Raw genomic sequence first — 26,994 nt, forward strand, 5'->3', positions numbered from 1 at the left:
AATTTGACGCGCTTCGATATGTAAGCATAAACGCGCGCAGGGTGCGACCGTGGAGGTAGTAACTATGACCGAAGCCCTACCCAAACTAGTAACATGCAGAAGAATTTATCGAATGCCTCCTCAACGACAGGAAGCGCTACGAGTTACACTCCGGGAGTAATTATTGAGATGGCGCCACTTCTTTGGGTTCATAATTACCGACTGATAGCTTAAGTGATAGATATCACTCCGTCTTTTGTTGTGTTACTGTCCTATTCGACAATTAGCAAATGTGCTATAACCTTAACTTGTTACGGTTTAAGGCACAAGGCAAGGTTATAATTATATGTGTCAATTTATATCAAGTATCAGTAAGCAAGATCTCCGACTTCTTTACTCTAGAGGTTTTATTAGTGAAAAACGTAAGATTTTGGAGCGACTTGGAATTCTAGAACAAGTTTTTGAAAAATTTATTGATGCAGAAAATAATACTGAACCTATTAAAAATGCAGAGTTGATAGAACTTTTTGATAGTTGTAGCGATAACACCAAGAATATTGAAGAATTAACAAAAACGCTACTAAAAATTTCCCCTGGCAACGGAACAATCGGGTTTAGTCAGGTAAATTTTCTTGTAGACTACTTAAGACAAAAAGTTTGGAAATACCTTCAAGACAAACGATATAATCTTGATTTGACTCCTCATGACCATGCGTTTGGTAGTGGAGGAGATTTTATTAAAACAATACATGCCACAACTCACGCATCTATTATTGCCGCTCCTCTAGTAACAATCTGCAAGACAGGAACAGGAAATGTAACCTCTCCTCATGGAAGTTCTCAAGCCATGATAGAACTTGGATACAACCATATTCAAGTTCACCCCTCAAGTTTAAAAGAATTACTTGCCAGCTACAATTTCGCATTTGTTTCACTTGCTGATTTGGGATTTCCATATTCAGATAAGCTCAGAGAAGCAAGAAAACAACTGTGGCATCAAAATGTAATGGAGATTAATTGTAGATACAAACCTACAAAAGAAAATTGGCAAGAAATATTAAAAAAAATAGATATACCTATAAATATAGATATTTTTAAAATAGTTGCTCCAAACGCACAGGTATTAAATCCAGTTCATCATTCCACAGGAGTTTGTCACTTAGGAATGATACCTTACGTTCTTGGTATATATCTACACTTGGGAAGTCAAGGTATAATTTATCACTGTTATGATGGAATTGATGAAATATCTAACGCCTGTGTTAATCCAGTGAAAGATATTCCTAATAATCTCATAATTAAAGTTGACTCGGAAAATATTACAATTGCTGAGTTTTCACCAGAAGATATTGGTCTTGAAAGAGCCAGTATAGAAGAGATTAAAGGAGAACGAGAACTCAAAGAAGAAGTTAATATTTTCTGGGAAATTCTCCAAGGAGAAAAACAGCACTTCAAAACCAAAAGAGATTTTTTGGTAGCAAACGCAGGTTTGTTACTAGTAGCAGGGGAGAAAGTACCTAATCTTCATGAAGACATTGTGAGCCAACTCAAAACAGGAGTCAATATAGCTGAGAATTTAATCGATTCAGGCAAGTCTGGCAAAAATTTTCGTCAGCTATTGTTGGCTCTAAATAATCAACAACTATGAAAACTAATAATTCTTTCTTTTCCTGCTTCAACTTAATAATTCTAATAAAATAAATAACTCCCCGTTATCGATATATTTACTATTAAAAAAATTCTTCACATTAGCTGGTAAATCATCCATTGCTACACCTCTTGGTTTAAAAAATTTACCATCAATTCGGATATTTATGTCTTTTCTATTAGCAATATCTAAGAACAAGTGGCGATTTTGGAGGAAAGATAACAACAATATTTATTTTTTTCTTGTATCCGCGTATGGACTCATTGAGAGCGATTTTGTATCGGTTCGGAGCGCGCGGTCTAGGTAAATTTTCGGTTCGGTATGTGGCGCCGGATAGTTACTGCATAATATTTTGGCTTCCAATAACGTTATTGGAAAATTTTTTTTCAACTTTGCGTAAAAGCGGGTTACTCCCAACGCATGTATTATTGCATGAAAACAAGGAGAACAAGCTTTATGGGAGTAAACTTGCCACCAGTGATGCTAAAACTCAATACAAAAAAGCCTTTATCTCCAGACTATGCCACCAACTGGGAAAATAAACAACAGCATACCTATAAAGTAAATAACGCTATGGATGCACTGGATATCAGGCTAGAACATCTGGCTATTACTGCCAAAAAATTTCCACCCAAAAGTAAGTCTAGACAGCTTGCGCTTTCTGAACTTGCCAGTAAAATTCAGAATTCTAGAAGGCTTTTTTGTAAGGGGAGATATAACTATCCAGAAGATGTGTATATTGAAGCTTTGCAAGAAACATGGTTGTATATTTCACGAAAAATCGAGAAATATGACCCGGAAATTGGTACGGTAATAAATTGGGTAAATTTTATCTTAAATAAGCGTTTTATAGACGCAATTAGACGCTATACGAGAAACCAACAAGCATCTTTAGATGAGACGCTGTTAGATACACTTCCACAACCGCAAATTGTGCCTGATAGTGGGGAAATATTACAAGAAATTTTGCAAGCAGACCCAGATGATTTATTTAAAGTTGAGCATATTAAAAATCATCCAAAGGCAACTTTTCAAGCTATTGCTTTACGTCGGTTGGCTAAACAATCTTGGGGCGATATGTCTGTTGAATGGGCAATAAGCGTATCAACACTGAGTAGTTTTTATCAACGCTGTCTTAAATTATTTATTCCTAAAATTCAGGAATATTACCAGAAAGATTATCAAAATTAATTACTTTGTAAACCAATTGAGGGAAAAAGTACATCATGAATTACACGAGCGAAACATTACATTTTCAGGTTCCTTTAACTGCACAGGCATATCATTTTGCCCGACAGTTAAGTAGTAAACAGCAAGATTCAGATAAATCTAGGCAGATTTACCTCAATACTTTGGCTGTATATGCGGTCAATTTCTACTGCCAATATTTAGAAGTGGAAACAGATTTAGAGCATAGTGATAGTTGGAATTCGCTCTCACATTTACTATCAGATGTAGCGGATTTAGAAATTATAGGTGTTGGTAAATTGGAATGTCGTCCAGTTTTACCAGAAGCAAAAACAGTTAAGATTCCACCAGAAGTTTGGACTTCTCGAATTGGTTATGTTGTGGTAGAAATTAATGAAATCTCCAAAACAGCTACATTATTAGGGTTTGTCAAAGAAGTTACAACCGAAGAGTTATCCTTGAGTGACTTACAATCTTTAACTGATTTAATAGACAATTTACAACCTGTTGCAGAAGTTTCCCCCAACCCTTCTGTAATAGAACAAGCGGTAGTACATTTGGGTCAGTGGTTGCAAAACTTATTTACATTAGATTGGCAATCTCCAGATTTAGTATTATCTCCCGCATATCGCAGTGCTATTCGTCCGAAAATTCAAGAGCCAAATTCCCAAGAAGTTAGTGTTAGTCGAGCTAAGGTGATTGACCTGGGAATACAACTAGCGTCCCACAAAGTTGCACTTGTTATTCAACTTACTACACAAACGTCGGGGTCGGTGGATATTCGTTTGCGGGTATATCCAACTGGTGACGGTATTTATTTACCACAAGGGTTGCAGTTAATTGTACTGAGTAGTGATGGCGCCGTTATCAGCGATAATCAAGCTAGAGTTGCTGACAATTGGATGCAGCTAGAACTAGAGGAAGGACGGACTGGAGACGAATTTCAAGTCAAATTGGCTTTGGAAGATGTTAGTATAATTGAAAATTTTATACTGTAAGCCCCTCGGAGCTAACAAGGAGATGCCAATGGGGAAGTTAGTGATCTTGCAGCTACCGTCCGAAAATTTTGCACGGGGTTTTACTTGTATACTTCAGATTCGGGAAGATAAGGATACTACTCAAAACCTCACGCAAATTACTGGTAAATTACCAGCAAACCCCGAAATGCCACAAAGGTTAAATGATGAGTGGCGAAGCGTTTTTAATTCTGATGAAAGTTCCCGCATTCAAGCAAAAAAAGCTGCAATAACTAACTTTTCCCGCACTGATTTAGTTAAGAACTTTGTTGATTATCTCAATGATTGGCTTAATGATTCTAGGGATAAGGAATGGCAAAAAATCCGAGATGGTTTACAACAGCATTTAAGTAAGGAAGAAGAAATTAGGGTAATTATTCAAACTCAAGACCCAATTTTGCGCCGTCTTCCTTGGCAAGCTTGGAATTTATTTGCAGAAAACTACCCCAAGGCAGAAATAGCTCTTAGTCCAATTAGTTTTCAAACCCCTAGTGATTTACCTCGTCGTCAGTCAAAAAAGGTGAGAATCCTTACGGTTTTAGGAGAAAATACAGTTGGATTAAACAGCCCAAAAATTGATATTCAATTTGACCAGCAAGAACTAGAAAAGCTAGGCAACCAAGGAGCAGAAATAATAATTCTCAAGCAACCTTCAAAAGAAAAGTTGCGCGAATATCTTTGGCAAGAGGAAGGTTGGCATATTTTCTTTTTCGCTGGTCACAGTTCCAGCTCGGAAGATGGTAAAGTTGGTGAAATTATTCTTAATTCCAAAGAAAAAAGTTTAAAAATTACAGAATTACAAGAAGCCCTAAAACAAGCTATTTCTCGTGGCTTGCAATTAGCTATTTTCAACTCCTGTGATGGTTTAGGTTTAGCAAACCAACTGGCTGAGTTAAATATTCGTCAGATGATTGTGATGCGGGAACCAGTCCCAGATACAGTTGCCAAAGCCTTTTTGCAACACTTTTTAACGGCGTTTGCATGTCGTAATCAGTCGTTTTATGCAGCAGTACGGGAAGCACGTTTAAGATTGGAAGATTGGGAGAAGCGGTTTCCAGGTGCGAAATGGTTGCCAGTTATTTACCAAAATCCGACTGTAATACCACCGACGTGGAAACAGTTACGGACTCGTGGCAGCATAAAGGTTGTGGAACGAAGTGTGAACTTTCCCTTCACTCCTCACCTTCGCTTGCCGTTATGGAAATTTTTAATTGGACTAATAGGATTGGGAACAGTAACAGTTATTTTTATCGTTGTTATTCGCCCTATGCTAACTACAACAGTTTCAAAACTTTCGTCATCACCCAAACCTACAGAGTCTACGTCATCAAATTTGCCATCACCAACGCCTACATTACAACTTCCTGCGCCTGCCAGTAATTTGCAGGCGCCTCAAGCGGTAGTTTCCGCATCACCAACCCCACAAGGGACAGGTGGTGGTTATTTCCCTTCTGTTGGTATTGCTTCAAATGTTTCCGCATCACCAACACCAACACCACAAGTGCCAGTATCTATGCCAAAGTCACCACCACCTGCGCTAACTGGGCAACCACCAGTATCAAATATACCCAGCCAAGGTCGGAATCTTGCGTCTGTTCCTAGTTCTACTTCTAGTCCTGCTGTTAATCCTACACAATCTTCAAAGGACTCAGTTGCAATTGAATCAGCTAAATATAGACTACAAAAGGCTTACGAAAAACGCGATCAAGCTTGGAATAATTTACAATCTGCGGAGGAAAAGTTAACAACTGATTTTGGCAGGTTTACTGAGGAAAATCCACAGCTTTATCTTAGCTATGATAAAAGAAATGCAGCAATAGAACTTTACAACAATGCAGAACAACGAGTAAAACAAGCTGAAGCAGAGCTTAAAAAATTAGAGAAGTCATACTCTGAAGAAAATTAAAGCTAAAAATAGTAAGTAATCTTTTAGCCAAGTATATAAAAGTTTAAACCGAGATGTGGACGAAAACAGATGTTAAGGACAGAGGTATAACCCAAAGTGATTTCTACATGAGACTGTTGTAAGAAACAAGCAAAGCAAGTAAGGAGATGGTGATGGGGAAGTTAGTTATCTTGCAGCTACTAGAGGGAGATTTTCAACGAGGTTTTTCTTGTACAGTCCAGATTGGCTTGGATGGAGGTACTATTGAAACACGCGCGCAAATAACTGGTCGATTACCAGCGAACCCCGACATGCCACAAAAGTTAAATGATGAGTGGCGAAGCGTTTTTAATTTTAATGAAAATTCGCGTATTAAAGCAAAACAAGCTGGGGTAACTAACTTTTCTCACACTGACACAGTTAACAACTTTGTTGAGTATCTCAATAACTGGCTGAATAATTCTACCGACTTAGAATGGCAGAAAATTAGAGATTTTTTACAACAGTCCTTAAATAATGAAGAAGAAATTCGGGTAATTATTCAAACTAAAGACCCTATTTTACGCCGGATTCCTTGGCAAGCTTGGAATTTGTTTGCAGAGAATTATCCTTCATCAGAAATTGCTCTGAGTCCAACTACTTTTGCAACACCTGGTGATTTACCTCTCTCCAATTCAAACAAGGTGAGAATCCTTGTTGTGTTAGGGTCAAGTACTGTAGCTGATGGTAGTCAAGAAATTGATATTACGTTTGACCAAAAAGAACTGGAGAAGTTAAAGCAGCTTGGCGCCTTTTTAAAATTCCTCAAACAACCTGACCCACAAGAGTTACGGGATTGTCTTTGGCTTGAAGAAGGCTGGGATATTTTCTTTTTTGCTGGTCATAGTTCAAGTTCTCTTGATGGTCAAGTTGGGGAAATTATTCTTAATGAGCTAGCTCAAGGCTTAAATATAACGGAACTATTTGAAGCGCTCAAAAAAGCTATTTCTCGTGGTTTGCAACTGGCAATTTTTAATTCCTGTGATGGTTTGGGTTTAGCGAAGCAACTAGCTGAACTAAATATTCGTCAAATGATAGTCATGCGGGAACCTGTACCTGATGCAGTTGCCAAAACATTTTTAAAGCACTTTTTAACAGCATTAGCCTGTAATAATCAATCGCTGTATGCGTCGGTACGGGAAGCGCGCTTAAGGCTAGAAGAATTTAACGAGCAGTATCCCGGTGCAAAATATTTACCAGTTATTTGTCAAAATCCTACTGTAATACCGCCAACTTGGGAAAAATTGCGGACTGGTGGGAGGATACATGGTGCAAACTGGAATCCTAACTGCCATCTTAGCCGCGAAGAGTACCAAAAACGTCAGGTTTTGCTCAGTAAAGTGAGAAACTTCTGGGTAGAAGGTGTTTTAGAAAAGCGACTGCATGGCAGGGTACTGCTTGAACTAGGGTTAGAGGAACGACTCGACGCAGTAAATCATCCTTGGGGAATGGTATGGGAAACACCAAATCAACTCAGGCAAACTTTAGCCCCAGGTACAAGAGTTATAGATAAATTTAATGAAATGGCTTTCTGTCGAACGCTGCTAATTTTAGGTCAACCTGGCTCAGGGAAAACAATTACTTTATTATCATTAGCGCGCGATTTAATTAACCGTGCAGAAATTGATGTTAATCAACCAATCCCCGTAGTATTTAATTTGTCTTCTTGGGGTAGCGAAAAGGCAAAGCAGACTATCGCTGATTGGCTGGTTAAAGAATTTCAACGCAGTTATAAAGTCTCTAAAAAATTTGCGCTTTTCTTGATTAAATCACAAAAGCTGCTATTAATACTTGATGGTTTAGATGAAGTGAAAGAAGAACGGCGAAATTTGTGCGTTCAAGCTTTAAATCAATTTCGCCAAGATTACGGAGAAACGGAAATTGTTATTGCAAGTCGGATTAGAGATTATGAAAGGCTAAATTATCGCTTAGATTTGCAAAGTGCAATTTATTTACAACCACTAACAAGAGAACAAATTAATTATTATTTTGATATTGCTGGTTCCCAACTAGCAGCAGTGAGAAATTTATGGCAAGAGGATGAAACACTTCAAGAGTTAGCACAGTCTCCCCTAATGCTTGATATTATGACTCTCGCTTATCAAGGGTTGGAGAGTGAAGATTTACCGATAATTGATTCAATAGAAGGGCGCCGAAAACATTTGCTTGATAAATACATTGAGCGGATGTTTGAACGTCGTCGTGGTTTGAAGAAGGAGCGTTATAAGAAAGAGGATTCTATGCGCTGGCTGATTTGGTTAGCGAAAAGAATGTCTTTTGAAAAAGAGACAGTATTTTTAATTGAAAGTATGCAGCCTAGCTGGTTGTTAAATAAAACGCATGAATGGATTTACCGAATTATTTTTGTGCTTGCAGTGGGCATAACTTTTCATTTACTTGGGTGTTTTTTGATTAGTCTCACTGCCGAATCAATATTTTCGCCAAGCCTTTATTCAATTTATGGTTCAGAATTTTATGGTTCAGAATTTACAAATAATACTACAATTTTTGAAAAGTTTATTATACTGTTTATGAATTGGAAAGTATCTTTTGTTTTAACTACTATTATTGCAATAATTAATATGATAATTATTAAGCTTCAAAGGACAAAAGAAATTAAAACATTTGAAAAAATCAATATATCTCTATTTAAGATATATTTTATTTTTATAAAAGGAGCTTTCTTAGGGTTAATTATTGGAATACTAAATTCAGTAATTCTCACGCTAACTTCAGCAATTTTCATGCTTTTATATTTAATTCAACCTTCTCTTGCGATAATTATACTTCCACTTTTAGTTATAATTACAAATCCACTATTCATTATAATAACTAGCACTCTAATTACCTGTTTTTATATTTACAATAATAAAATACTTGCTAAGATAAGTAAAAATCAGATACTAAACAATCATAGCCAGGAACTAATAATAAATAACTATTCATTTAATAATAAATATATTGAAAGATTAATATTTCTTTTAGTTGTGTCCTTCAATAACTCATCTGGTTTATCAATTCGGATATTTGCATTATTTTGTGGATTAATTAGTATTTTATGTTTTGGTTTAAGAGGAGATGAATTAGAGAAAAAAGCATTCCCGAATCAAGGTATTTACAGGTCGAGTATCAATGCTGCAATTTTTAGTTTGATTGGCGGGCTAATTTTGGGTCTCATTAATAAGTGGACTCTAGATTTAGAACAAGAACTTATTGCATTATCACATTATACGAACTACGATGTATTAGGGCAAATACTTAATTATGGCATCTTTTGGGGATTGATACTTGCACTAATTCCAGCTTTATCTGTTATTAAACATATCACTCTACGAATCATTCTTTATTTCAAAAAATATACTCCTTGGAACTACGCTCGCTTCCTTGACTACGCTACAGAGCGCATATTCTTACAAAAAGTAGGTGGTGGCTACATCTTTATTCATCGCTTATTACAAGAACATTTTGCTTCATTAAAACTGGATTAAGGTATATAATGTTATGGAAAATTATTATCGATTTTACGTCGTCTTCCTTGGCAAGCTTGGAATTTATTTGCAGATAACTACTAAAATACAGGCATCGTAAATAGCAGTCATTGACACGTTTGTAACCTAGTACCCCATATTTAGTTCTTGTGCTTGCGCTGCCAACTCTGCCAGAGTTTGCATTCGTGCTGCGTCAATTTGGTTTTTTATAATTAATTACATCTTCAGTTAAAACCCGGCGCCGTGTGCCGACTTTACGGTAAGGTATTTTCCCTGACTCTAATAATTCAACAAAATAAGGACGAGAAACTTGCAGCAGGTCAGCAGCTTCTTGAGTTGTAATTTCCTTTTTAGTTGAAACTATACTAACGCTATTACCTGCAGCAATTTGTGTCAAAATTTCTACAAGCAAGCTTAATGCTGCTGCTGGTATAGCTACAACTTCTTCCTCTCCATCATCTGAGATTAGCTTGAACTTCCCATGAGAGAGGTGTTTTTGTGAATATAATGCCAAGATTTGACTACTGACTTTAGCAAGTGCTACATCCTCATGTGTGGGTGCTAGTTCCTTGATACTTCGGTTTACAGAAAGTGTCATTTGGCGTTTGTTTGATTAATAAAGAATTTGCTGCATATATATTATAACATGAATACGAAACTAGCGAAATAAACAAAATAAACGAAATAGCTCGGAAATCAAAGTATGATTTTTCAACATCAGAGGATTTTGTATCGAAAAATACAATTATGGAAAAAGAAAAAGCTATATAGTCTTACATGGGTTATTTATAAGCTTTATTCTTATTTGTTTTGGAATGGCGCCAATCATAGTGCAAATGAATTATTTTGACACGCCAACCTACCAAAACTTTTGGCACGCCAACCTACCAAAACTAATGACATGGAACACTACCCTAAAGTCAATATACCTGCTTGCATATTTACTAATAATTGTTTAGTTTGTAACCATTGGCGCCCAAGTAAAACTTCTGTTAATTCTTCACCTACATGCACGGGTATATTAAAATCTTGCCCATCAATTCGTACTTGCCCCAGATAAAGTCTAAACTCTGCTTCTCCGCGTGCTGTAAACATTGCTTGCTGTTTTATATAAGTCCATCCCAATGCATCTAAGTCTTGATTATTAATAGCTAAAAACGCGGAGAACCCTGTATCAAACATGGCATCTATCGGCAACTCTAAGCCATCCGATGCGATTAATTCAATTTCAAAAAAAAGAGCGTCCTCATCACCAAAAAAACCAGAAATCATATAGTTCCGCACACACCTGTTTCGTTGATACGAAAAGTATACAACTCTGCACCTGGATATTTCTCATGCGCGGAATTGGCGCCAGAAAATTCATCTTTATTAATAAAATATTCGCCGCTATTGGGTTCAATCGTAATGTACCAGTTGTAATGGGTTTGCATTAAATCTGGCTTAACTTGATCAAAAATTACTTGACAGCGCTTACGGAATTCCTCACGCTCTGTCCTCCATTGGGCTTTTTGTTCTGGAGTCCATTGGATTTCCGGGAAAATACGTCCTCTGCGCGCGGTACGAGTAGGTTTAGTTCCGGTCATAACGTTCTCGTTCTCGATGTGCGATATCTATATATTAGGCGTAAAGTGGTTGAAACAACCTGCTTCTGGATGGGTAATTGTAAATTTTTCAGGTGAGTTCGACTCGCAGCTTCCCAAATTTCTACAGGTCAAGGGACGACCTGCGCTCTTAAAGCATTTGTTGTGCCATTTCTGTCTTACTCAGATTTTTCTGAATTTGCGTAAAAGCAGCACTATACCATCGCACACATAACAGAACAAGCACAAGGGGCTAAGTTCACTCCCAAAAGCTTAATTTCATATCTTGCAGCAATAGATTTGTCTGCCTAAAAAATAAGCTACCCATCGTGGAACGTAATTAATTACCGTCTCTACAAAATCCTTGTGCTTGATTTTATTGACCAAAAGCTTCTGCTTTCAAAAACTAACAAACTACACAGCTTAACTACTAAAAGGAAGCTCAAATTATGAACCTCAAAACTAAAGTATTCGCAGTTCTACCTCTTCTCTTTGGCGCCCTTATTTTAACACCAACAAAAGCGCGCGCTAACAGTTTCACTGGTGACGTAGCAGTACAATTAATAAACGCTCTTTACGGTGCTGGTCTGAATGGCTACGAATCAACCCATGACCCCTATGTAAATATGCTATATCATGGCGGGTCAGGCTATGTAAATATTAATCTTGATGCTGGTAAATCTTATGGCATTGTTGGAGTTTGCGACCGCGACTGCTCAGATTTAGATATTACCGTTTACGACCAAAATGGTAATGTTATTGGCTACGATAATGATAACGATGACACCCCAGTTGTTGGTTTCACACCTCGCAGAAGTGGAACATATCAAGTCAAAGTTGATATGCCTCATTGTGGCACTGGTGCTTGTTACTACGGAGTTGGGGTTTTTGGTCGGTAAGATAATATTTTGGCAGGCTAGTTCTGATTGTGGTTGAGGTAAAGTTTTATCAAAGTTAGTAGTTGCTTTGCCTTGGCGATGATATAATCCGCTTTCTATCTGGTGAACTAATATATTGCGACTCCAACCATATTGAATAGTTTGTTGAGCGTACCATAAGCGTTGCTCTGGTAGCTTTACTTTTTCAACTAAAGCAATATTGTGATACCAAGTAATTTGTGCAAGCACCTCTTGCACAAATTGTTCGTCTGGGTATGTTTCTGCAAATGCACGCATGTATTTCAGATTGCGTGCGGCGTTTAATTTTCACGGGCAGCGTCTGAAAAAGCCCGACTATCTACTAACGCAAACTGTCGTAAAACTGACTAAATGCCGAGCCAGGGACGAAGATTACCCCGTTTAATTTTTAAAACGGCGCCCGATTTAGTACGAACAGTTACTTCTCGCTTTTGACTTCCAGCTTCCCAAATTTCTACACGTTCGCCGTTATAGTCTGCGTCGCGGTTTAAACCTGGGCGCCAAACGGAGTTTGCAGCATCTTTAATATGGGCTATTTGCTCAGGGGTGCAGTTTTGGACGGCTGTTTGTAGTTCTTCTTCGGATGCTTTTAGTACGATTTCGCCAAGTTGGTAAAGGTTGTCCCATACTTCAAGCATTTTTTGCAGCAGTGCATGTTCAAAAGTTGCTTTAGAGGCGTTTTGGTCTACACACCCTACACTCTCCTTACTGGGTAAGGGTTTGGGGTCTACACTGGGGTCTACACTGGGTCTACACTGCCTACACTCACCTAGCCATTCACTGATACGAGGCGCCTCTTCTTCTTCATTCCTTAACTGCACTCCATATATCCGCCAACCGTTACCCTGTCTAGCTTCCCGGACAATCCATCCAGTTTCGCGGCATAATTCTAGGAGATGTCCTCGAAAGTTGTTTTTGGTAAAGAGAGATTTTGAGTTGTTTTCTTCACACATTTGCATGTAGGCGCCATATAAGGTGTTGATGTCGTCACCTTTGCCACCTAACATTACATATTTATCTGGTGTTGCAGGCATTAACATTTCTTCCATGAACAAGGCTACAGAGTCATTCTCGGTTCTGTGTAACCATTGCATCCGTTTGAAGTCTGGTATTGCTCCTGCACCTGAACCTTTAATTAGGTCTTTTACTTCTTGGTCGTTCATTGTCAATGCAAGTGCAGTTAGTTGCGGTACTTCTGCTTGCATTTTTTCCTCTACTGCCATATCTCTACACGGTAGCGGAACATCAAAAGTTACTAAACTTAAACGGCGGTCTATTCCTGTTACGTCTCCTATAAATGGGTTGGAGTTACTGATAACTACGATTAAGCCGTAAAATTTACCATCTGCTTGTGGTTTGTACTTAGCGATGTAGGGTATATTATCACCCCCGGTTAGAGTAAGTAATCCTGAAAAATCACACGCTTGTTTTTTCTCGTCAGGGCAGATTACTAGCTGTTTATCAATGATTGCGGCGATAACGTTGTCGTCTCCCAGTTTGTTGAGTTTGGCACTGGTATAGTTTGGTTTCCCAACTATTGTTTCTAGTAATCTTGCATATGTTCCCTTACCGGCGCCTGGAACTCCTTGTAGGTGAACAAACATTTGTAATTCAAAAAACCGGAATTTGATGGCGCCGTTAATGATGGCTAATAATTTAAGGACTTTTGAGGGGTCTCCTTGCTGAGAATGCATTGCCCAAGCGTAGAAATTTGGGGCGCCTATACGCAGTTGGTCAAGCAGTGCAGAATTACTATCTATTGCTACAAGTTTGGGGAAATTATGCTCTAAGCAAGAAATAAAACCAAAGCCAGGAGCGTGTTCGTGGATTTTACCTGTTTTAACTTCATATACACAGTCGTTAAAAGCAATCCACTCCATGCGGTCGAAAGTTTTCCACTCCTGCTCCAAAAGCTCTAACTCTAAGAACTTAATCACGTTTTCTAAGTAGGAGAAGGTTTTGAATTGACTTTCGGGGTTTGTTTCAATTGTTCGATATACGGATTGTGCAAATACTTTGTTAGAAACAGCTACCCAAATTTTCCCATCCCATTGGCGCCAGGTTTGTCGTTCTAAGTCGTACTTCCATATATTACGGTAACGTTCCACCAGATACTTAGATGTTTCTCTGGGAGATAAGACTTTTTTTACTTCGTCCCATGATTTAAATTGCTTTTCCCATTGCTCGATAGTTATAGATTTTGCTAATATTCTTTCTAAAAAAGCTTCGGCGCCGTTCTTTTGAATGTAGTCGTCCATACCCTTGCCCTCATCTATTGTCCACAACCCAGTTACGCTATATTGCGGTACTTTAAATTTTGCCAGTTGGTGAGCTAGTTTTAACTGAGCCATAATTACATTTTCATTAGTAGCACAGTCAGCATCAAACGCATGAATAAAGCCAAAACCCGCGCGCGCAAAGCGTTCCAAACCCTCCACCAAGTAGCGTTTTCCTTGGGGGTCAGCACTACCTGGTGTCAAACCCATCTCTACTCCCAACAGTGCGATGGTGGGAATACCATTGCTGCAACCGCAAATAGCCTTAAAAAATCCTTCCGTTATAACCAAGCAGGGAATACCGTTGATTATGTAGCATAAAAGCTTTAATGCTTCCAAATCATCCCAATAACGCGGGTTTTCTGGATGTTTGGGCAACATCGCATCGTATTCCTCTAAAGGAGTGCGGTACTTGGGTTTGCTTTTTTTACCGGTTTTTTCATCTCGACTTTCCCAAGGTTTATCTGGTTTGAACTGTCCTTGGAAATTGGCGCCTTCTAACCACATTCCGTCAGAATAAGCTGTATAACCCAGAAGTTCCTTCGCTTCTGACGCTGATACTGTACGACAGTTCACTTCTATCCATTCAGGAGCTAAACCACGTTTAATAGTACATTCGTTGCTGTGGCGAGTATTAAGGGTAGATTCGGATAACACGGCAAAACCTCTGATGTTCTTGATTAGTAGGTGTTCCGCCTCACCGATATCTCTGGAATCTGGTTCAAGAGAGCTTTTGAGCAAAATTACAAGAAAAAATTTTCATGCACAAATGACCCAAAAGTACCCAAAATTGGGTAAGATATTGGTGAGGCTAGCTATTGAGTTAGCGGTGTGTCGCTTACAAACCAATCAGTGGTTCCAGCTTCCAACTAGTCACACTGAACGAGTTTTTGGAAAGCAGCACACTTTACAAATTTCATTATCGGACAAAAATGCCGCTCTTTCACAAAGAGTGGCACTTTTAATATTTATTTTTGTAAATATCTGTGTCGGGAGCAGAGAAATTAATCCAACAGGCAGTGTAGACCACCTGTGTAGACCTGAAAGCCTTGCTCTGATTGGGTTGCGCGTAAATGTTGGTGTGGGCAGTGTAGACCTGTGTAGACCTATGTAGGCGCCTGTGTAGGGCTGAAATCCTCTCCCAGACTGGGCTGTGTAGGAGTGTAGGCAAAAACGGCGTTAATGTGGTTGTTTTTCGTATTAATAATTGAACAAAAATGTTGGCGCCACTTCAAGAGATATCAAAACTAACGCGCTTGCACCGTTGTTTTCTCGGTACAATGCCGTAAAAATTAACATCTCCCGCGCCGTGCAGTATTGAGTTCATCTATAATTATATAGATATAATTTTCTACTATATTTATAAGAAGTACACCATGACAGATATTAAGCAGCAAATAGCTACACAGCTTGAAGCTTATAATTCTTTGGATGCTTTAAAAACTGCCGTTAGAGAGTGGGTTGATACATCGGATGGTAGTTTAGACGCATTAAAAACTGCCCTTTCAACACACCATGATGAAGGTTATAATCTCAGTGAATCAGATTGGCAACAACTTCATGAGCAGGGTTTGATGTTTACCAATGACGATGCAACTAAAGAAGAAGATATGCGTAGATTACAGAGATACCGAGAAACAGGTTATGGTATTCCCCATGAACAGGTTGCTGCTTGGTTAGATAGTGTTGGTACAAACCGAGAACTTCCATGTCCAGAGTAATTTGGTTGCCAGAAGCACTCTCTGACCTTGTGAGGCATTTTGACTTCCTGAAGTTAAGGGATGAAAATGCTGCATTTCTTGCTGCACAAAAAATTAGAGATGCAGGCTTTAGTCTTGCTGATACTCCTTATAAAGGAAACATTTTAAACGATGGTTCTGGGCGCCGAAAGTTAGTAGTACCTTTTGGTAAATATGGTTATGTCATTATTTACTATGTAGAAGACGACGACACAGTTATAATCACAAGTGTATATCACGGTAGAGAAAATCGTCCTTATTAAATACTTATACAATATATAGCAACCCGTGCGGCGCCAACGCAGGAGTACACATGTGGTTTACAAGTTGGCGCCAACTGAGAGCGCTGTGACACTCTCAAATCTACATTAAGAATTTCAAGATTGACACTCATAGGGCGTTGCTGATTCATGGGACGATTTCGCTCTTTTTAGCAACGCCCGTTTAATTAGGGTTCTGATATTTTGTGTAGTATATTTTCAGCTTGTAACAGCATCTTCCAGTTATCTTTAGAGATATAATCTAACGTTTCTTGGTGTTTTTTAAAATTTTTAAGACGAAAAACCCAATAAGTTATGTGTCCAGTTGTTCTATCATAAGATTTTCCTTTTTTCTCCCAACCAATAAATTTTTTTGGAGATATCGAATAGTCTTTCTTTTTGACATTATAACCATTGGGATGTTTGACAAAATCTTTAACTAATGCTTCAACTTTCTGATTATATAGAGAGCATAATTCTAATAACTTTTTCTCTTCAAAAGTTAAACCAGGGAAAGAAGAATCAAATTTTCTTTTTGCAGCTTCATGTAAAGCGTTAGACATTGACTTTTCTCCTTGTATCTTAAACCCATTTTACTTATAAAATTATGCTTATCGCCTCCCAATTTTCACTGCAATTATCATCAAGATATAATAAAGATTATCTACATTACTCTGTGATGAAAGAGGACTGGAATACAGGAAATTATAGGTATCTGTTGAAAAAAGGCATTGTCGCTATTAATAGACTCACGTTCTATTTTTGCCGCGTCTGTACTGCGTATACACGAAGCTAAAGACAGCTTACAATTTTTTTGGTTATCACCCTTGTGTGTATCGGTTTGAACCAGTATACGTTTTTACCAGGCGCCGCCAACTATAGCTGTTGTGGGTTTTGAATTGTGGCGTCGGTAATTGTACGTTAAAGATGCGAGGAAATTCGGGTGTAAATTCAAAAAAAATATTCGTGGGGGTCAAAAGTGCGGTAATGTAAACATGAATTAACATTAGCGTGCTATGTTAACTACCCGTTTTGATTCCGCGTTATCACTTACTGATGCTATTCCCCCCCTGTCCGAAGCCAACTGGCGTTCGGAACTGGTAAAGGACACTAGGTCAGCAGAAACTAAGCGTGCTTACGTGCGTGATGTGCGGCAATTTTTTGTGACAATGTGGGGTATGGAGCCAAGCTTCGAGATGATTAAGCAGTTTTTTGCCCTAGACCAAAAGACAGCTACCCACGTCATTCTTGATTACAAAGCGCGGTTGATGAATGCTGGGTTAAAAGCTAACACTGTTAATCGTTACCTCTGTGCAATTAAATATCTTGTAGAGTGGGGCAAACGGCTGGAGTTTTGTCAGTTTGTTTATGATTCGGCTGTAATTAAAAAGGAAAAGGTTAAACCTTACCGCGACACCACTGGGGTGGATGTTGACACTTATAATCAGGTATTTGACGTAATTGATATTAATACTCCCAGAGGCAAGCGCGACTACGCTTTGTTTCTATTATTGTGGACTAATGTATTAAGACGCGGCGAAATTGCCAAGCTTTTGGTTGGGGATTTTGACTTGAATAGCTCTAAGTTGAGAATTTTTGGCAAGGGTAAGGGTGTTGATTTTGAATGGATTGATGTGCCGGCGCCTACAGCGGAAGCTATTCAGGATTGGCTTGATTGCCGTGGTAAGCTCAAACCAGATGACCCTTTATTTATAGCCTTAGATTTCCACTATTGCGGGCATCAGCTAACGGGTGATGGAGTTTACAATATTGTTACTAGAACTTGCGCGCGCGCGGGTATCAAAAAGCGCATGACCCCTCACAAAATCCGTCACAGCGGCATTACTGACAGCCTTGAAATTTCTAATGGGGACTACCGTAAAGTGCAAAGCCTTAGTCGCCATGCCGACCCCAGAACTGTAATGATTTACGACGATAACCGCAAACAGTACCAGGCGGAAATTAGCCGCAAGTTGGCTGAACGTGTGGGTAAGCGCAAATCTTCTTGAAAGCGAGCGCGCTTTTCTGAGGTTCGTTAGTCATATATATAGTTAAGTTACAAAGCGCTCCAACGTGTTGTTTAACTGCTGGCGCCATAGTTAATCTATATGATAAGCAGCGTCGCCAGCTTGTCGAACTAATTCAACACATTCTTTAATTTTTTCAACGAAACTGTTCATCTTATCGGCATGAACATCACTGTTTAATGCAAAAAGGTAATCTCTAATAGCAATCTGCAATTGAAGCTGTGATTTTAAAAGTATTAGAAAAGTAGACCAATTTGGAACGGCAAGACAAACATCTTCAAAATATTTGTGTGAACCACATTCAGCTACAATTATACGCTCTAATCTACCAAGAAGCTCAACAACATAACCTATTTTTTCGACTTCTTCTTCGGTAATCCAGTAACGATACTCCATAGCCAACCTAGTTTCATCTTGGCTTGTCCGAAATGTTTCAGGGTTAGGCGGAAGTAAATCTTGAATAAATGGAGGTAATAATCCAAAAGATATTGCCAATTCCCTGGCAACAGAGCTTTTCAAAATTTCATTTTCGATTTCCTTTCGTTCCCAAGGAGAGGGAACACGAATCTTGGGGTGATTTCGTTGCCAAATATCAAGCCAATCGCGGCATGGTGTAGTTAGGTGACTTGAAACAACAATTAGTAAGACCTGTGGTTGCTCGGCTGATGCCCATGCTAACGAACCTTCAAAAGCACTAGGAGAAACACCTCCTTGATAGTGCTTTACTTCAACAAAGTACGTTTCATTTACTTCATCTCCAAGGGCGCCTTGCCGACGAAACTGTGCTTGAATATCTCTTCCCTTATCACCTGGTCCTTTTCGCCATTTAATTTGTTGCGGGTTTGCTGATTTCAGAACTGTAAACACAAGTTCTTCAAATTGCTCGTCGTCTATTTCTTCCCAGCGAAACTTCTCAGCGATCGACATACTTCCAAATAGTTGCAGCGTGAACGAACAGAATTAATTTAACACTTGAACGTATCTCAGTGGAAACCCTTAGTGAGCAAAAACTTGGAGAGTTGTTTTAGGCTTTGATGGTCGAAACCTTTTGCATAGGTATTAATTGTCACTAATGTATTTAAGTGTGAAAATCATTAGCTCGTGCTTGTTTCACTAGTAGTCCACTTTTAGTACATTCTCTTCTCAAGTGCTGGCATGATAATGCGTGCGAGGTATGATATTAGTGAACTAAAAATAAGTTACTTATGGCGACCAAGAACCCTAAGTTAACCTGCTACCCTAATCCTCGTCTGTACAATAAGTTTATACAGTGGAAAAAGGATCAAGGTTATTTGGCAGACTCCAAAGCATTAAATGTAATTTTAGAAGCATTTTTTCATGATGTTTCTTCCGATAACACTGCTCTGAGTCTACAATTGAGACTTTTAGAACAAAAAGTTAGTAACCTCTCTGAGCAAGTTGCCGCACTTACACAAAACTCTGATAATAGGTTGACAGCAGACCATTATCTACCGTTGGCTAGCTCGGACGAAGCATTTGATCAGCAGCGCTTCTCCATAGAATTATTCAAAACTTGGCAACGCATTACTTTAGAACAGATAGGAGAATTAAACCATTTTGGTTATTTAGTAACCATAGATGCGATTGCTCGCTCAGGATTTTCGGAAATGGGATTAGAAAAATTTATCAAATATTTAGCAGGCGTGCGAATACCTGAGATAAAGTTGAAAGCTGGGCAGCAAAATAATTACAAAGTAGGAAATCATAATGCATGGACGCTTACTTTTGACAGAGAGCCTGCTCAAACTTCCTCTGAAAAGACTGAAAGCCAGCAGTTGATGACAACTACCCCATTAAAGCAATCAGCATTAGCTAAACGATTGCAGGTAGGTGAATCTACTCTTAACAAAAAACGAGATAAAGTTGATTTTACTCAATGGAGTAAAAGTAAAGACCCTGATGGTGTTGGCTGGAAGTTCGACAAAGAGTTAAGCATTTTTTTACCAGTAAATGTTGACGACTGAAATAGTAAAAAGCTTGAGAATTACGGGGCATCTTCCTGCTCTCCTTAAACATCTCACATACAAGCAGCAGGTTATCTCTCCTCAAAAGCCTTCTTTTTTTTTGGAGAAGCTTGTCCCCAAAGTATCCTCTCCCTGAATGGCTCAGGCTGTGTCAGAGAATGACACAGAGAAAAAAAATATTTTTCTGTTTTCCTTAAAATCTCACATACAGGCAGGTTATCTCTCCTCAAAAGCCTTCTGTTTTTTGGGGGAAGATCGTCTCAAAAGCTCCCTCTCGCTCCAGGGCGGAGGCTGTTCCCAACAATGATACAGAGAACGCAGAGCATCTTTCTGTTTCCGTTGAATATCTCATTTAAATATCTCAAATACAAGCAGGTTATCTCTCCTCAAAAGCCTCCTGATTGTTGGGGGAAGATTGTATCAAAAGTGCCTTCTCGCTTCAGGGCGGTAGGCTGTTCCCAACAATGATACACAGAAAACAGAGCATCTCCCTGTTTCCATTAAATATCTCATTTAAATATCTCAAATACAAGCAGGTTATCTCTCCTCAAGAGCCTCCTGATTGTTGGGGGAAGATTGTCTCAAAAGTGCCTTCTCGCTTCAGGGCGGAGGGAGGCTGTTCCCAACAATGATACAGAGAACGCAGAGCATCTCCCTGTTTCCATTAAATATCTCGCTAAATATCTCAAATACAAGCAGGTTATCTTTCCTCAAGAGCCTCCTGATTGTTGGGGGAAGATTGTCTCAAAAGTGCCCTCTCACTTCAGGGCGGAGGCTGTTCCAGACAATGATACAGAGAAAACAGATCATTTTTCTGTTTTCGTTAAATATCTCAAATACAAGCTGCGATCTTTCCTCAAGAGCCTCCTGATTGTTGGGGAAGATTGTCTCAAAAGTGCCCTCTCGCTTCAGGGCGGAGGCTGTTCCAGACAATGATACAGAGAAAACAGATCATTTTTCTGTTTTCGTTAAACATCTCACACACAAGCAGGTTATCTCTCCTCAAAAGCCTCCTGATTGTTGGGGGAAGATCGCCTCAAAAGTGCCCTCTCGCTTCAGGGCGGAGGCTGTTCCCAACAATGATACAGAGAACACAGAGCATCTCCCTGTTTTCGTTAAATATCTCAAATACAAGCTTGCGATCTCTCCTCAAGAGCCTTCTGATTTTTGGAGAAGATGGTCTCTAAAGCATCCTCTCCCTGAATGGCTGAGACTGTTCCATAAAATGATACAACTTACTTGACGTATGCATTCTTCTCACTTTAAATTAGATATAGCGACAAACTTAAAATTTACTTCATCTCACTGTCTTTTGTTTTTTTCTCTTGTACTCTAATTGAAAGAAACTTTCTTATAATTATGAAAACTCTTTAGATTCTTGTAAGAAAGTTTCTTGCAAAAAGGAAACTAACTTGATAAATTAAGTTGACAAGAGAGTGCTTATTTATACAAGCACCTGGTAAGTGAGTGAGAAAAATTTTTACCCTGCCGATATCTTGACATCGGCAGGTATTTTAATGCTTTAATGTTATGAATAATATAGGCATTTGTCCCAGAAATTTAGGTATAACCGGGATGAAGTAAATTTTAAGTTTGTCGCTAAACTCAAAATTTGCTATCTGTCCGTGCCCCTAGCTCTGGGCAGCCACTTCAAACAGCAAACAAAGGAGCTAGAAATTATGAAAAATTACGTAATCCTAACATTGGTAGTTTTACCCCTTGTTAGTGGTTCCGTCATTTTGGCAATCATTGATCCATCAACTCGTGACGCCTTTACTGACCTAACAAAAGTTGCGGTAGGCGCACTCATTGGCTTACTGATTCCAACCCCAGGTCAGCGAAGTTAGTGAGGTGAGGGAGGTTGAAACGCCTCCCTATCCTAAAAAAAAAAAAACTGGGTTGTGTATGGGTTAGCACCCTTGGGCGATTACCTAAATCTCTTAACATACAAAATTCCTGATTTGGGTGCGACATAAAGAGGCAGGTGCCTCTCCAAACAATTGCGCGGCATAAGTAATTATCACGCTTACTGTACCTATCATAGAGGCGCCGTTGCAACATGGTGAAAGTTGCACGGGTTTATCAAAAAAACCCAGAAAACCCAAAGAAAGACCTAGATTTAGCAAGAGAACAAAAACAGCAAGTGGAGGCAATGGGATGAAGAAAAATCCTCATATAGGTTCCTCTCTCGATGACTTGTTCGAGGAAGAAGGGATGCTCAACGACATTAATATTATTGCTGTCAAACGGGTAATTGCATGGCAGATCCAAAAGGAGATGGCATATAAAAATCTGAGCAAGACGGAAATGGCGCAACAAATGCAAACAAGCAGGTCGTCCCTTGACCGTCTGTTAGACCCAGACAACCCTGCCGTAACGCTGGATACTATTGAACGTGCTGCCAGAGTCATCGGGAAAAGGGTGCGCTTTGAACTGGTGGATGCATTATAGACAATGACTGGATTTATTCCGCCACGTAATAGAGATGCGTCAGACACTATTCGAGGATATGTCTATCAGGTTGATTTGACTATCGAGCGTTGGCTAAATTTGCAGCCCGATGAATATTTACAACTAGAATGCGGAGAAGATATTGATCTAATATCGCGCTCGTTAGTTGGAGACGAACAAAGGCTGCTCGAACAGGTTAAAAATTATACAAATTCTATTACACTTTGGAGTTCTGTTGCTGCGATAGCTAACTTCGTTGAACATCGTCACAATAATTCTGGAAGTAACCTGCGTTTTCTGTATACTACGACGGCTTCTGTAACGCTGGAGCGACCTTCGCCACCAATGCTCAAAAGAAACGAGGGTATTTTTATTTGGGAGCAAATTCGTCAAGGGAGTTTGCAAGCAATCTCACAAGATGATGCTTTAACTGGTATTCGTAACATTTTAAGCAGGGATAAAAAGCCTGATAATCTACCTGACACCACCTGGAATGTTTTTCGGAATTTCATAACAACTTCCAGCGATGATGATTTGCTTGATCTGATTAATAAATTTCAGTGGAGTACAGAAGCACTTTCTGCTCAGTCCTTAAGTCCGCGTATTTTAGAAATTATCATACAACAGCAATATGCGACAAACGACATTGAAGCAGAGCAACTTTACCAAAGGCTATTTCTTTATGTTTTTAAACTGCTATCTCAACCAAGTATAAAGCAACTGGCGATACAGGATTTAATCGAGCAGCTTTCGCTTCCAACTTTAAGTGAAAATGACCACAAACTACTAAATAGACTTTGTAATTTGGAATCACAAGTATCTTCTCTAAAGCCACGAGTATCGTCTTTAGAGCAAGGCTTAATACAACTGCAAAATGTCATTTTGCCAGTTAGCAACCAGTTACAACAAGAGCTTCAACAGCAAGGCATTGATGTTGCTATTAGTTATATTTTTCAACCACCGGATTTAAGTATTCCCCCGATGGTTGAGCAATTGAGTCGTCGGGTAGAAACGGTCACTACCTTAGCAAGAGTTTATGATAGCTTTACTTGGTTAGCTATATATGGCATTAGTGGTTCAGGGAAAACACACTTGGCTGTTTTACTTGTTCAATATATTGGTACGTGTTGTGCTTGGATAAAATTACGTGATTTAAATATTGAAAAAGCCGTTCAAGAGTTAGACAAATCATTGAAGCTATTAACAAATTTACCACCACAAAGTAATAGATATAATTGGTATTGCCATATTTGCCAAAGTTTAGGAAATGGCGCCTTACTGGTGCTGGATGATTTGCCTGAATTGTTAGGAAGCGATGAACTTTCGGAACGCTTAGTTCAACTAGCAAGAGCGTGTAATTTGTATGGTGTAAAGCTATTATCTACTAGCCCATATCAGCTTCCATTTACCCTTCAAGAGCTTCTAGAAGGGCAAATTCTCTACTCTACAGAAACTCCGCCTTTTAACGATAACGAGGCAGCTGAAATACTCCAAGCATATGGGGCACCTGCTTCTGTTATTCAAGCTGATACCAGATTTATCAATATACTACTGGCAAAGCAGCATCCACAATTAATTGTGGCGATTGCACGGTATCTCCGTCAGCATAATTGGCAAACTACTGGGGACATAGAGGAAAGATTATTCAGGGGTGATTATCGTTCTGCACTCAACAGCCAAACGGTAAAGCGAGTACTGGATTCTATTGAGGATGAAAATGCTAGAGATTTACTCTACCGTCTTTGTTTGACTGTTGGTAGCTTCTCTCAAAAGGATGTACAAGCAGTTGCATCTGTCGATCCTCCAATCCAAAGAGCAATTGAGCGTTTGTATACTTTGGTTGGACTGTGGGTACAGTGTGATGTTAATGAGCGTTTACTAGTTTCTCCTTTAGTTAAACCGCTTGGCAGCAGTAATTTGTTGCCTGAAACACAGAAATCATGTCACCAAGTACTTGCTGAACTTATTATCTCAAAACATAATTTGAATTCAATTGATATTGAGAATGTAATTATTCACTTTCTTGGAGCAGAAGACTTTAATCGCGCGGGACTAATGCTTGTCTCGGCACTCGATAAACTAAGTAAAGTTGATAATGCAGTTTATTATGGAAACTTATTGTCTTATTGGGGTAGTTTGCCACTGCCCAAAGAAATGAATTTAAGCTTCCGTATTATTTTACGCGGATTTCAAATTACTGCTCGAAATAAACATAATAAGCCTATCTCCTACCTCACACAAGACTTAGATGCCCTACTGGAAGAAGCGAATGAAGATGATGCTATAGGTGTAGTTACAGCCTGCATGAAAGTTTATCCTGTATTTGATCAAGATGATCCAATACGTGCAAATAGATATTTAAGAACAGTCTTACAATTTCTGCCTTCTGCTCGGATACTTGGCAATGAGTTAGTGTTACCAGATTCAGCATCTTTAGGCTTTGCTATTTGGACCACCGCTCAAGGAATTAATACTACAGAAAAACTTCAAGATTGGATTAATACAGTAGAGCAACTTACTGTCGAACAACGAAATTTTGCCTTTACTCATGAAGTAGCTGAGTTAGGTTGTTTAATAGTCTCGGAAGATTTGTGGTTAAAAGAATCTGAAAAACCTAGAGAGGAGCAAAATTGGCCAGAAGTTTTTGTCGCATATGTAGACTTCGCGGAAAGAGCTTACAGGCTTGACTTGGAACTGCTATGGGCATGTGCAATATGGTCTAAAATTATTATTTTGGCAGAGTATCAGCATAATATTAGTGCTGCAATATCTGTTGCAGAAATAGCGCTAAGGCTGGCATCTAGCGAACCACGTGTTCAGTTTTTAATTAAGGGCTGTATTGGTCAACAACTAGTAAATGCAAACCGCAATAATGAGGCTATAACCTGGCTAAGTCAGGCTTTGAGCGAAAATACTAACGCATATCCCATAGCTCGGATAAAAGCTCTTTTGAGTATGAGTCGTGCAACTGGCGAACAAGATTCTCCCCTCGCAGTTGAGTTTGCTCGACAAGCAGTAGTTTTAGCAGAAAATACTAATAATATTGATAATACTACTTTAGTAAAAGTGCTTTCCGAACAGGCAATTGCTCAAGGCTTCTCTGGAGAAATAAGTGCTGTATTTCTATCATTGGATAAAGCTATGAAGCATTTATTAGCCTGCAAATCAGATACAGATAATTGGAAGATAATCTTTACGGTATTTTCTCATGTTACAGGCTATTTCACATCAATTGCTCGCACTGGAAGTCCTCCTTCAGTAACAAGGAATGGAGAACCATATGCTACACCACGACGAGGAATGTTTTTCCATCTAAATCCGGAAATAGTTACTTACTACAGAAGGAATTTAGAATGCACTACTTTAGCAAATTTAGCAATATTTGCTCAAGCTATTGGCAATAACGAAAGGGCAGCAGTTTGGTCTTTAAAGGGTATAGATGATGCAAGAGCGACAAACCAGCAGGGAGTTCTTGCAACTCTTTGTTTTGATGCGATTCCATATTTATTGGATGAAAATTGCTTTGCAGAAGTGCTAGATATTGCAATTGATGCAGGATTGTTTTTCACTGCTAGTGTACATCAACTGCAAACTGGTCAATTACCGAGAAATTTTGAAATTGATGCCGAAGCTATTCTAGGTGATAAACCTAGTGAACTGTGGTTAAAAGCTGAACAAAATACAGTATTAATTGGTCTACTTCCTACTGTTTTTCGTATTGCTACTGTTGCGCTTCATGATAGTCAATTTGCCAAAACTCAAGCAACAGAAGTAGCAGCAATTTGTCGTCAAATAAGCACAACATCCACTGATTCATATCTTTGGGTAACAGCAGCAGAATTACTTGAGCAGATTTACTCCCAAGAAGCATCACATGATGGAATTTTACGTTATAGCAGAACCTTTGATTCTAAAAATTACGCTGTTCTCAAAGTAATTGGCTACCTGGTTGCGACATTACAGAACGATACCCCACTTTCAGGAGCAGCTTTAGAACATTCAGTAATAGCACCTTTTGTTTACAATCAACCTGCAACACTTACAACAATCTATCGTCAAGTAATCCTACCTTTCTTCGTGAAATACTGGAAAAATAAATTTGAGAGTATGCCTTTGTCGTTCCATTCAACCCAGGAAATTAACCAAATATTTAATAATATTGAAACTATTCCCGAAGCCGAAAGACTACAGATGATTCTTGTGGCAGTTGCACTCAGCCTCAATGTTCAAATGCCAAGGAACACAACCAAATGGATAATAGAGTCTTCTCCTGGGCTTGTTAATTTTTTTGGTTGATTGGAATGAGTCCCTTTTTGTAATATTAGCGGCAAGGAAAGATGCGGTATCTTGAAGAAGAAAAGAAAAAATCGGGTATTGGAAGTTTTACCGCCAGCGACTTCTAGCGAGTGAGAGATTGCCCAACATAACATTTGTCCTTTCGGACGTCCTTTATGAGTCATCTAATTCCCGAAGGCGCCGACTGCCCATAACCTTCTTCGGAGCGCTGGGAGTG

The 26,994-nt window shown here is 39.0% G+C and carries 22 protein-coding genes and 1 pseudogene; 14 read left to right on the forward strand and 9 right to left on the reverse strand.

Features of this window, described 5'->3' with window-relative positions; translation table 11 throughout:
• Nucleotides 1-325: 325 nt before the first annotated feature.
• Nucleotides 326-1,627 (forward strand): hypothetical protein, encoded by a 1,302-nt coding sequence (locus DSM106972_RS47565; RefSeq protein WP_127087258.1) that lies wholly within the window; start codon nucleotides 326-328, stop codon nucleotides 1,625-1,627.
• A 27-nt stretch (nucleotides 1,628-1,654) separates the two neighbouring features.
• Here the strand turns inward: DSM106972_RS47565 and DSM106972_RS54520 are convergent, their stop codons facing one another.
• Nucleotides 1,655-1,855, reverse strand: coding sequence for a hypothetical protein (locus tag DSM106972_RS54520; protein ID WP_127087259.1), 201 nt, complete (start codon nucleotides 1,853-1,855; stop codon nucleotides 1,655-1,657).
• 228 nt (nucleotides 1,856-2,083) lie between these two features.
• On the opposite strand from DSM106972_RS54520, the gene DSM106972_RS47575 reads away from it, so the two are divergent.
• The 4 genes from DSM106972_RS47575 to DSM106972_RS47590 all read left to right on the forward strand — a co-directional run bounded on the left by DSM106972_RS47575 (nucleotide 2,084) and on the right by DSM106972_RS47590 (nucleotide 9,243).
• Nucleotides 2,084-2,818: a sigma-70 family RNA polymerase sigma factor gene (locus DSM106972_RS47575; RefSeq protein WP_158633010.1), complete on the forward strand. Its 735-nt coding sequence runs from the start codon at nucleotides 2,084-2,086 to the stop codon at nucleotides 2,816-2,818.
• Between the two features lie 35 nt (nucleotides 2,819-2,853).
• Entirely contained in the window at nucleotides 2,854-3,813 is a 960-nt protein-coding gene (locus DSM106972_RS47580) for a DUF1822 family protein (protein WP_127087261.1), read from the forward strand.
• 28 nt (nucleotides 3,814-3,841) lie between these two features.
• A complete protein-coding gene (locus DSM106972_RS47585) occupies nucleotides 3,842-5,737 on the forward strand; it encodes a CHAT domain-containing protein (protein ID WP_158633011.1) in 1,896 nt (631 codons plus the stop codon).
• Nucleotides 5,738-5,889: 152 nt separating this feature from the next.
• Nucleotides 5,890-9,243, forward strand: coding sequence for a CHAT domain-containing protein (locus tag DSM106972_RS47590; protein WP_158633012.1), 3,354 nt, complete (start codon nucleotides 5,890-5,892; stop codon nucleotides 9,241-9,243).
• A gap of 193 nt (nucleotides 9,244-9,436) precedes the next feature.
• On the opposite strand, the gene DSM106972_RS47595 is transcribed toward DSM106972_RS47590, so the two are convergent.
• The 3 genes from DSM106972_RS47595 to DSM106972_RS47605 form a co-directional block, all read right to left on the reverse strand.
• Complete coding sequence (locus DSM106972_RS47595) at nucleotides 9,437-9,841, reverse strand: excisionase family DNA-binding protein (protein ID WP_233787000.1); 405 nt, start codon at nucleotides 9,839-9,841, stop codon at nucleotides 9,437-9,439.
• 311 nt (nucleotides 9,842-10,152) lie between these two features.
• Nucleotides 10,153-10,515, reverse strand: a complete 363-nt coding sequence (locus DSM106972_RS47600; protein WP_127087264.1) for an aspartyl protease — start codon at nucleotides 10,513-10,515, stop codon at nucleotides 10,153-10,155.
• Entirely contained in the window at nucleotides 10,512-10,829 is a 318-nt protein-coding gene (locus DSM106972_RS47605; RefSeq protein WP_127087265.1) for a hypothetical protein, read from the reverse strand. The genes DSM106972_RS47600 and DSM106972_RS47605 overlap by 4 nt, the downstream gene beginning before the upstream one ends.
• A 446-nt stretch (nucleotides 10,830-11,275) precedes the next feature.
• Between DSM106972_RS47605 and DSM106972_RS52965 the strand changes: the two genes are divergently transcribed.
• On the forward strand, nucleotides 11,276-11,725 hold the full coding sequence (locus DSM106972_RS52965) for a hypothetical protein (protein WP_201800888.1): 450 nt from the start codon (nucleotides 11,276-11,278) through the stop codon (nucleotides 11,723-11,725).
• Between the two features lie 87 nt (nucleotides 11,726-11,812).
• On the opposite strand, the pseudogene DSM106972_RS54525 reads toward DSM106972_RS52965, so the two are convergent.
• Nucleotides 11,813-12,010, reverse strand: a pseudogene (locus DSM106972_RS54525) (DUF1016 N-terminal domain-containing protein); the annotation flags it as partial.
• Between the two features lie 80 nt (nucleotides 12,011-12,090).
• On the reverse strand, nucleotides 12,091-14,676 hold the full coding sequence (locus tag DSM106972_RS47615) for a DUF3854 domain-containing protein (protein WP_233786999.1): 2,586 nt from the start codon (nucleotides 14,674-14,676) through the stop codon (nucleotides 12,091-12,093).
• A gap of 112 nt (nucleotides 14,677-14,788) precedes the next feature.
• Here DSM106972_RS47615 and DSM106972_RS47620 point away from each other — a divergent pair, with 112 nt between their 5' ends.
• From DSM106972_RS47620 to DSM106972_RS47630, 3 genes are all read left to right on the forward strand, one after another.
• Entirely contained in the window at nucleotides 14,789-15,133 is a 345-nt protein-coding gene (locus tag DSM106972_RS47620) for a hypothetical protein (RefSeq protein WP_127087268.1), read from the forward strand.
• 262 nt (nucleotides 15,134-15,395) lie between these two features.
• Nucleotides 15,396-15,740, forward strand: coding sequence for a hypothetical protein (locus DSM106972_RS47625; protein WP_127087269.1), 345 nt, complete (start codon nucleotides 15,396-15,398; stop codon nucleotides 15,738-15,740).
• Entirely contained in the window at nucleotides 15,728-16,021 is a 294-nt protein-coding gene (locus DSM106972_RS47630) for a type II toxin-antitoxin system RelE/ParE family toxin (RefSeq protein WP_127087270.1), read from the forward strand. Before DSM106972_RS47625 ends, DSM106972_RS47630 begins: the two co-directional genes overlap by 13 nt.
• Here the strand turns inward: DSM106972_RS47630 and DSM106972_RS51935 are convergent.
• Both DSM106972_RS51935 and DSM106972_RS47635 read right to left on the reverse strand, forming a co-directional pair.
• The gene (locus DSM106972_RS51935) at nucleotides 16,018-16,170 is read right to left on the reverse strand and encodes a hypothetical protein (RefSeq protein WP_158633013.1); all 153 of its coding nucleotides are present in this window, start codon (nucleotides 16,168-16,170) and stop codon (nucleotides 16,018-16,020) included. The genes DSM106972_RS47630 and DSM106972_RS51935 overlap by 4 nt on opposite strands.
• Before the next feature lie 36 nt (nucleotides 16,171-16,206).
• A complete protein-coding gene (locus tag DSM106972_RS47635) occupies nucleotides 16,207-16,581 on the reverse strand; it encodes a hypothetical protein (protein WP_127087271.1) in 375 nt (124 codons plus the stop codon).
• Nucleotides 16,582-17,034: 453 nt separating this feature from the next.
• Between DSM106972_RS47635 and DSM106972_RS47640 the strand changes: the two genes are divergently transcribed.
• A complete protein-coding gene (locus tag DSM106972_RS47640) occupies nucleotides 17,035-18,027 on the forward strand; it encodes a tyrosine-type recombinase/integrase (protein WP_127087272.1) in 993 nt (330 codons plus the stop codon).
• Nucleotides 18,028-18,117: 90 nt separating this feature from the next.
• Here DSM106972_RS47640 and DSM106972_RS47645 read toward each other — a convergent pair whose 3' ends face one another.
• A complete protein-coding gene (locus DSM106972_RS47645) occupies nucleotides 18,118-18,972 on the reverse strand; it encodes a restriction endonuclease (RefSeq protein ID WP_127087273.1) in 855 nt (284 codons plus the stop codon).
• A 278-nt stretch (nucleotides 18,973-19,250) separates the two neighbouring features.
• Between DSM106972_RS47645 and DSM106972_RS47650 the strand changes: the two genes are divergently transcribed.
• The 4 genes from DSM106972_RS47650 to DSM106972_RS47665 all read left to right on the forward strand — a co-directional run bounded on the left by DSM106972_RS47650 (nucleotide 19,251) and on the right by DSM106972_RS47665 (nucleotide 26,777).
• Nucleotides 19,251-20,030 (forward strand): hypothetical protein, encoded by a 780-nt coding sequence (locus DSM106972_RS47650; RefSeq protein ID WP_127087274.1) that lies wholly within the window; start codon nucleotides 19,251-19,253, stop codon nucleotides 20,028-20,030.
• Nucleotides 20,031-21,709: 1,679 nt separating this feature from the next.
• Nucleotides 21,710-21,877: a hypothetical protein gene (locus tag DSM106972_RS52975; RefSeq protein ID WP_201800889.1), complete on the forward strand. Its 168-nt coding sequence runs from the start codon at nucleotides 21,710-21,712 to the stop codon at nucleotides 21,875-21,877.
• A gap of 310 nt (nucleotides 21,878-22,187) precedes the next feature.
• Nucleotides 22,188-22,481, forward strand: a complete 294-nt coding sequence (locus DSM106972_RS47660; RefSeq protein ID WP_127087275.1) for a helix-turn-helix domain-containing protein — start codon at nucleotides 22,188-22,190, stop codon at nucleotides 22,479-22,481.
• A 3-nt stretch (nucleotides 22,482-22,484) separates the two neighbouring features.
• On the forward strand, nucleotides 22,485-26,777 hold the full coding sequence (locus tag DSM106972_RS47665; RefSeq protein WP_127087276.1) for a hypothetical protein: 4,293 nt from the start codon (nucleotides 22,485-22,487) through the stop codon (nucleotides 26,775-26,777).
• The last annotated feature ends 217 nt before the right edge of the window (nucleotides 26,778-26,994 follow it).

The sequence above is a fragment of the Dulcicalothrix desertica PCC 7102 genome, assembly GCF_003991905.1.
GTDB classification, from domain to species: domain Bacteria; phylum Cyanobacteriota; class Cyanobacteriia; order Cyanobacteriales; family Nostocaceae; genus Dulcicalothrix; species Dulcicalothrix desertica.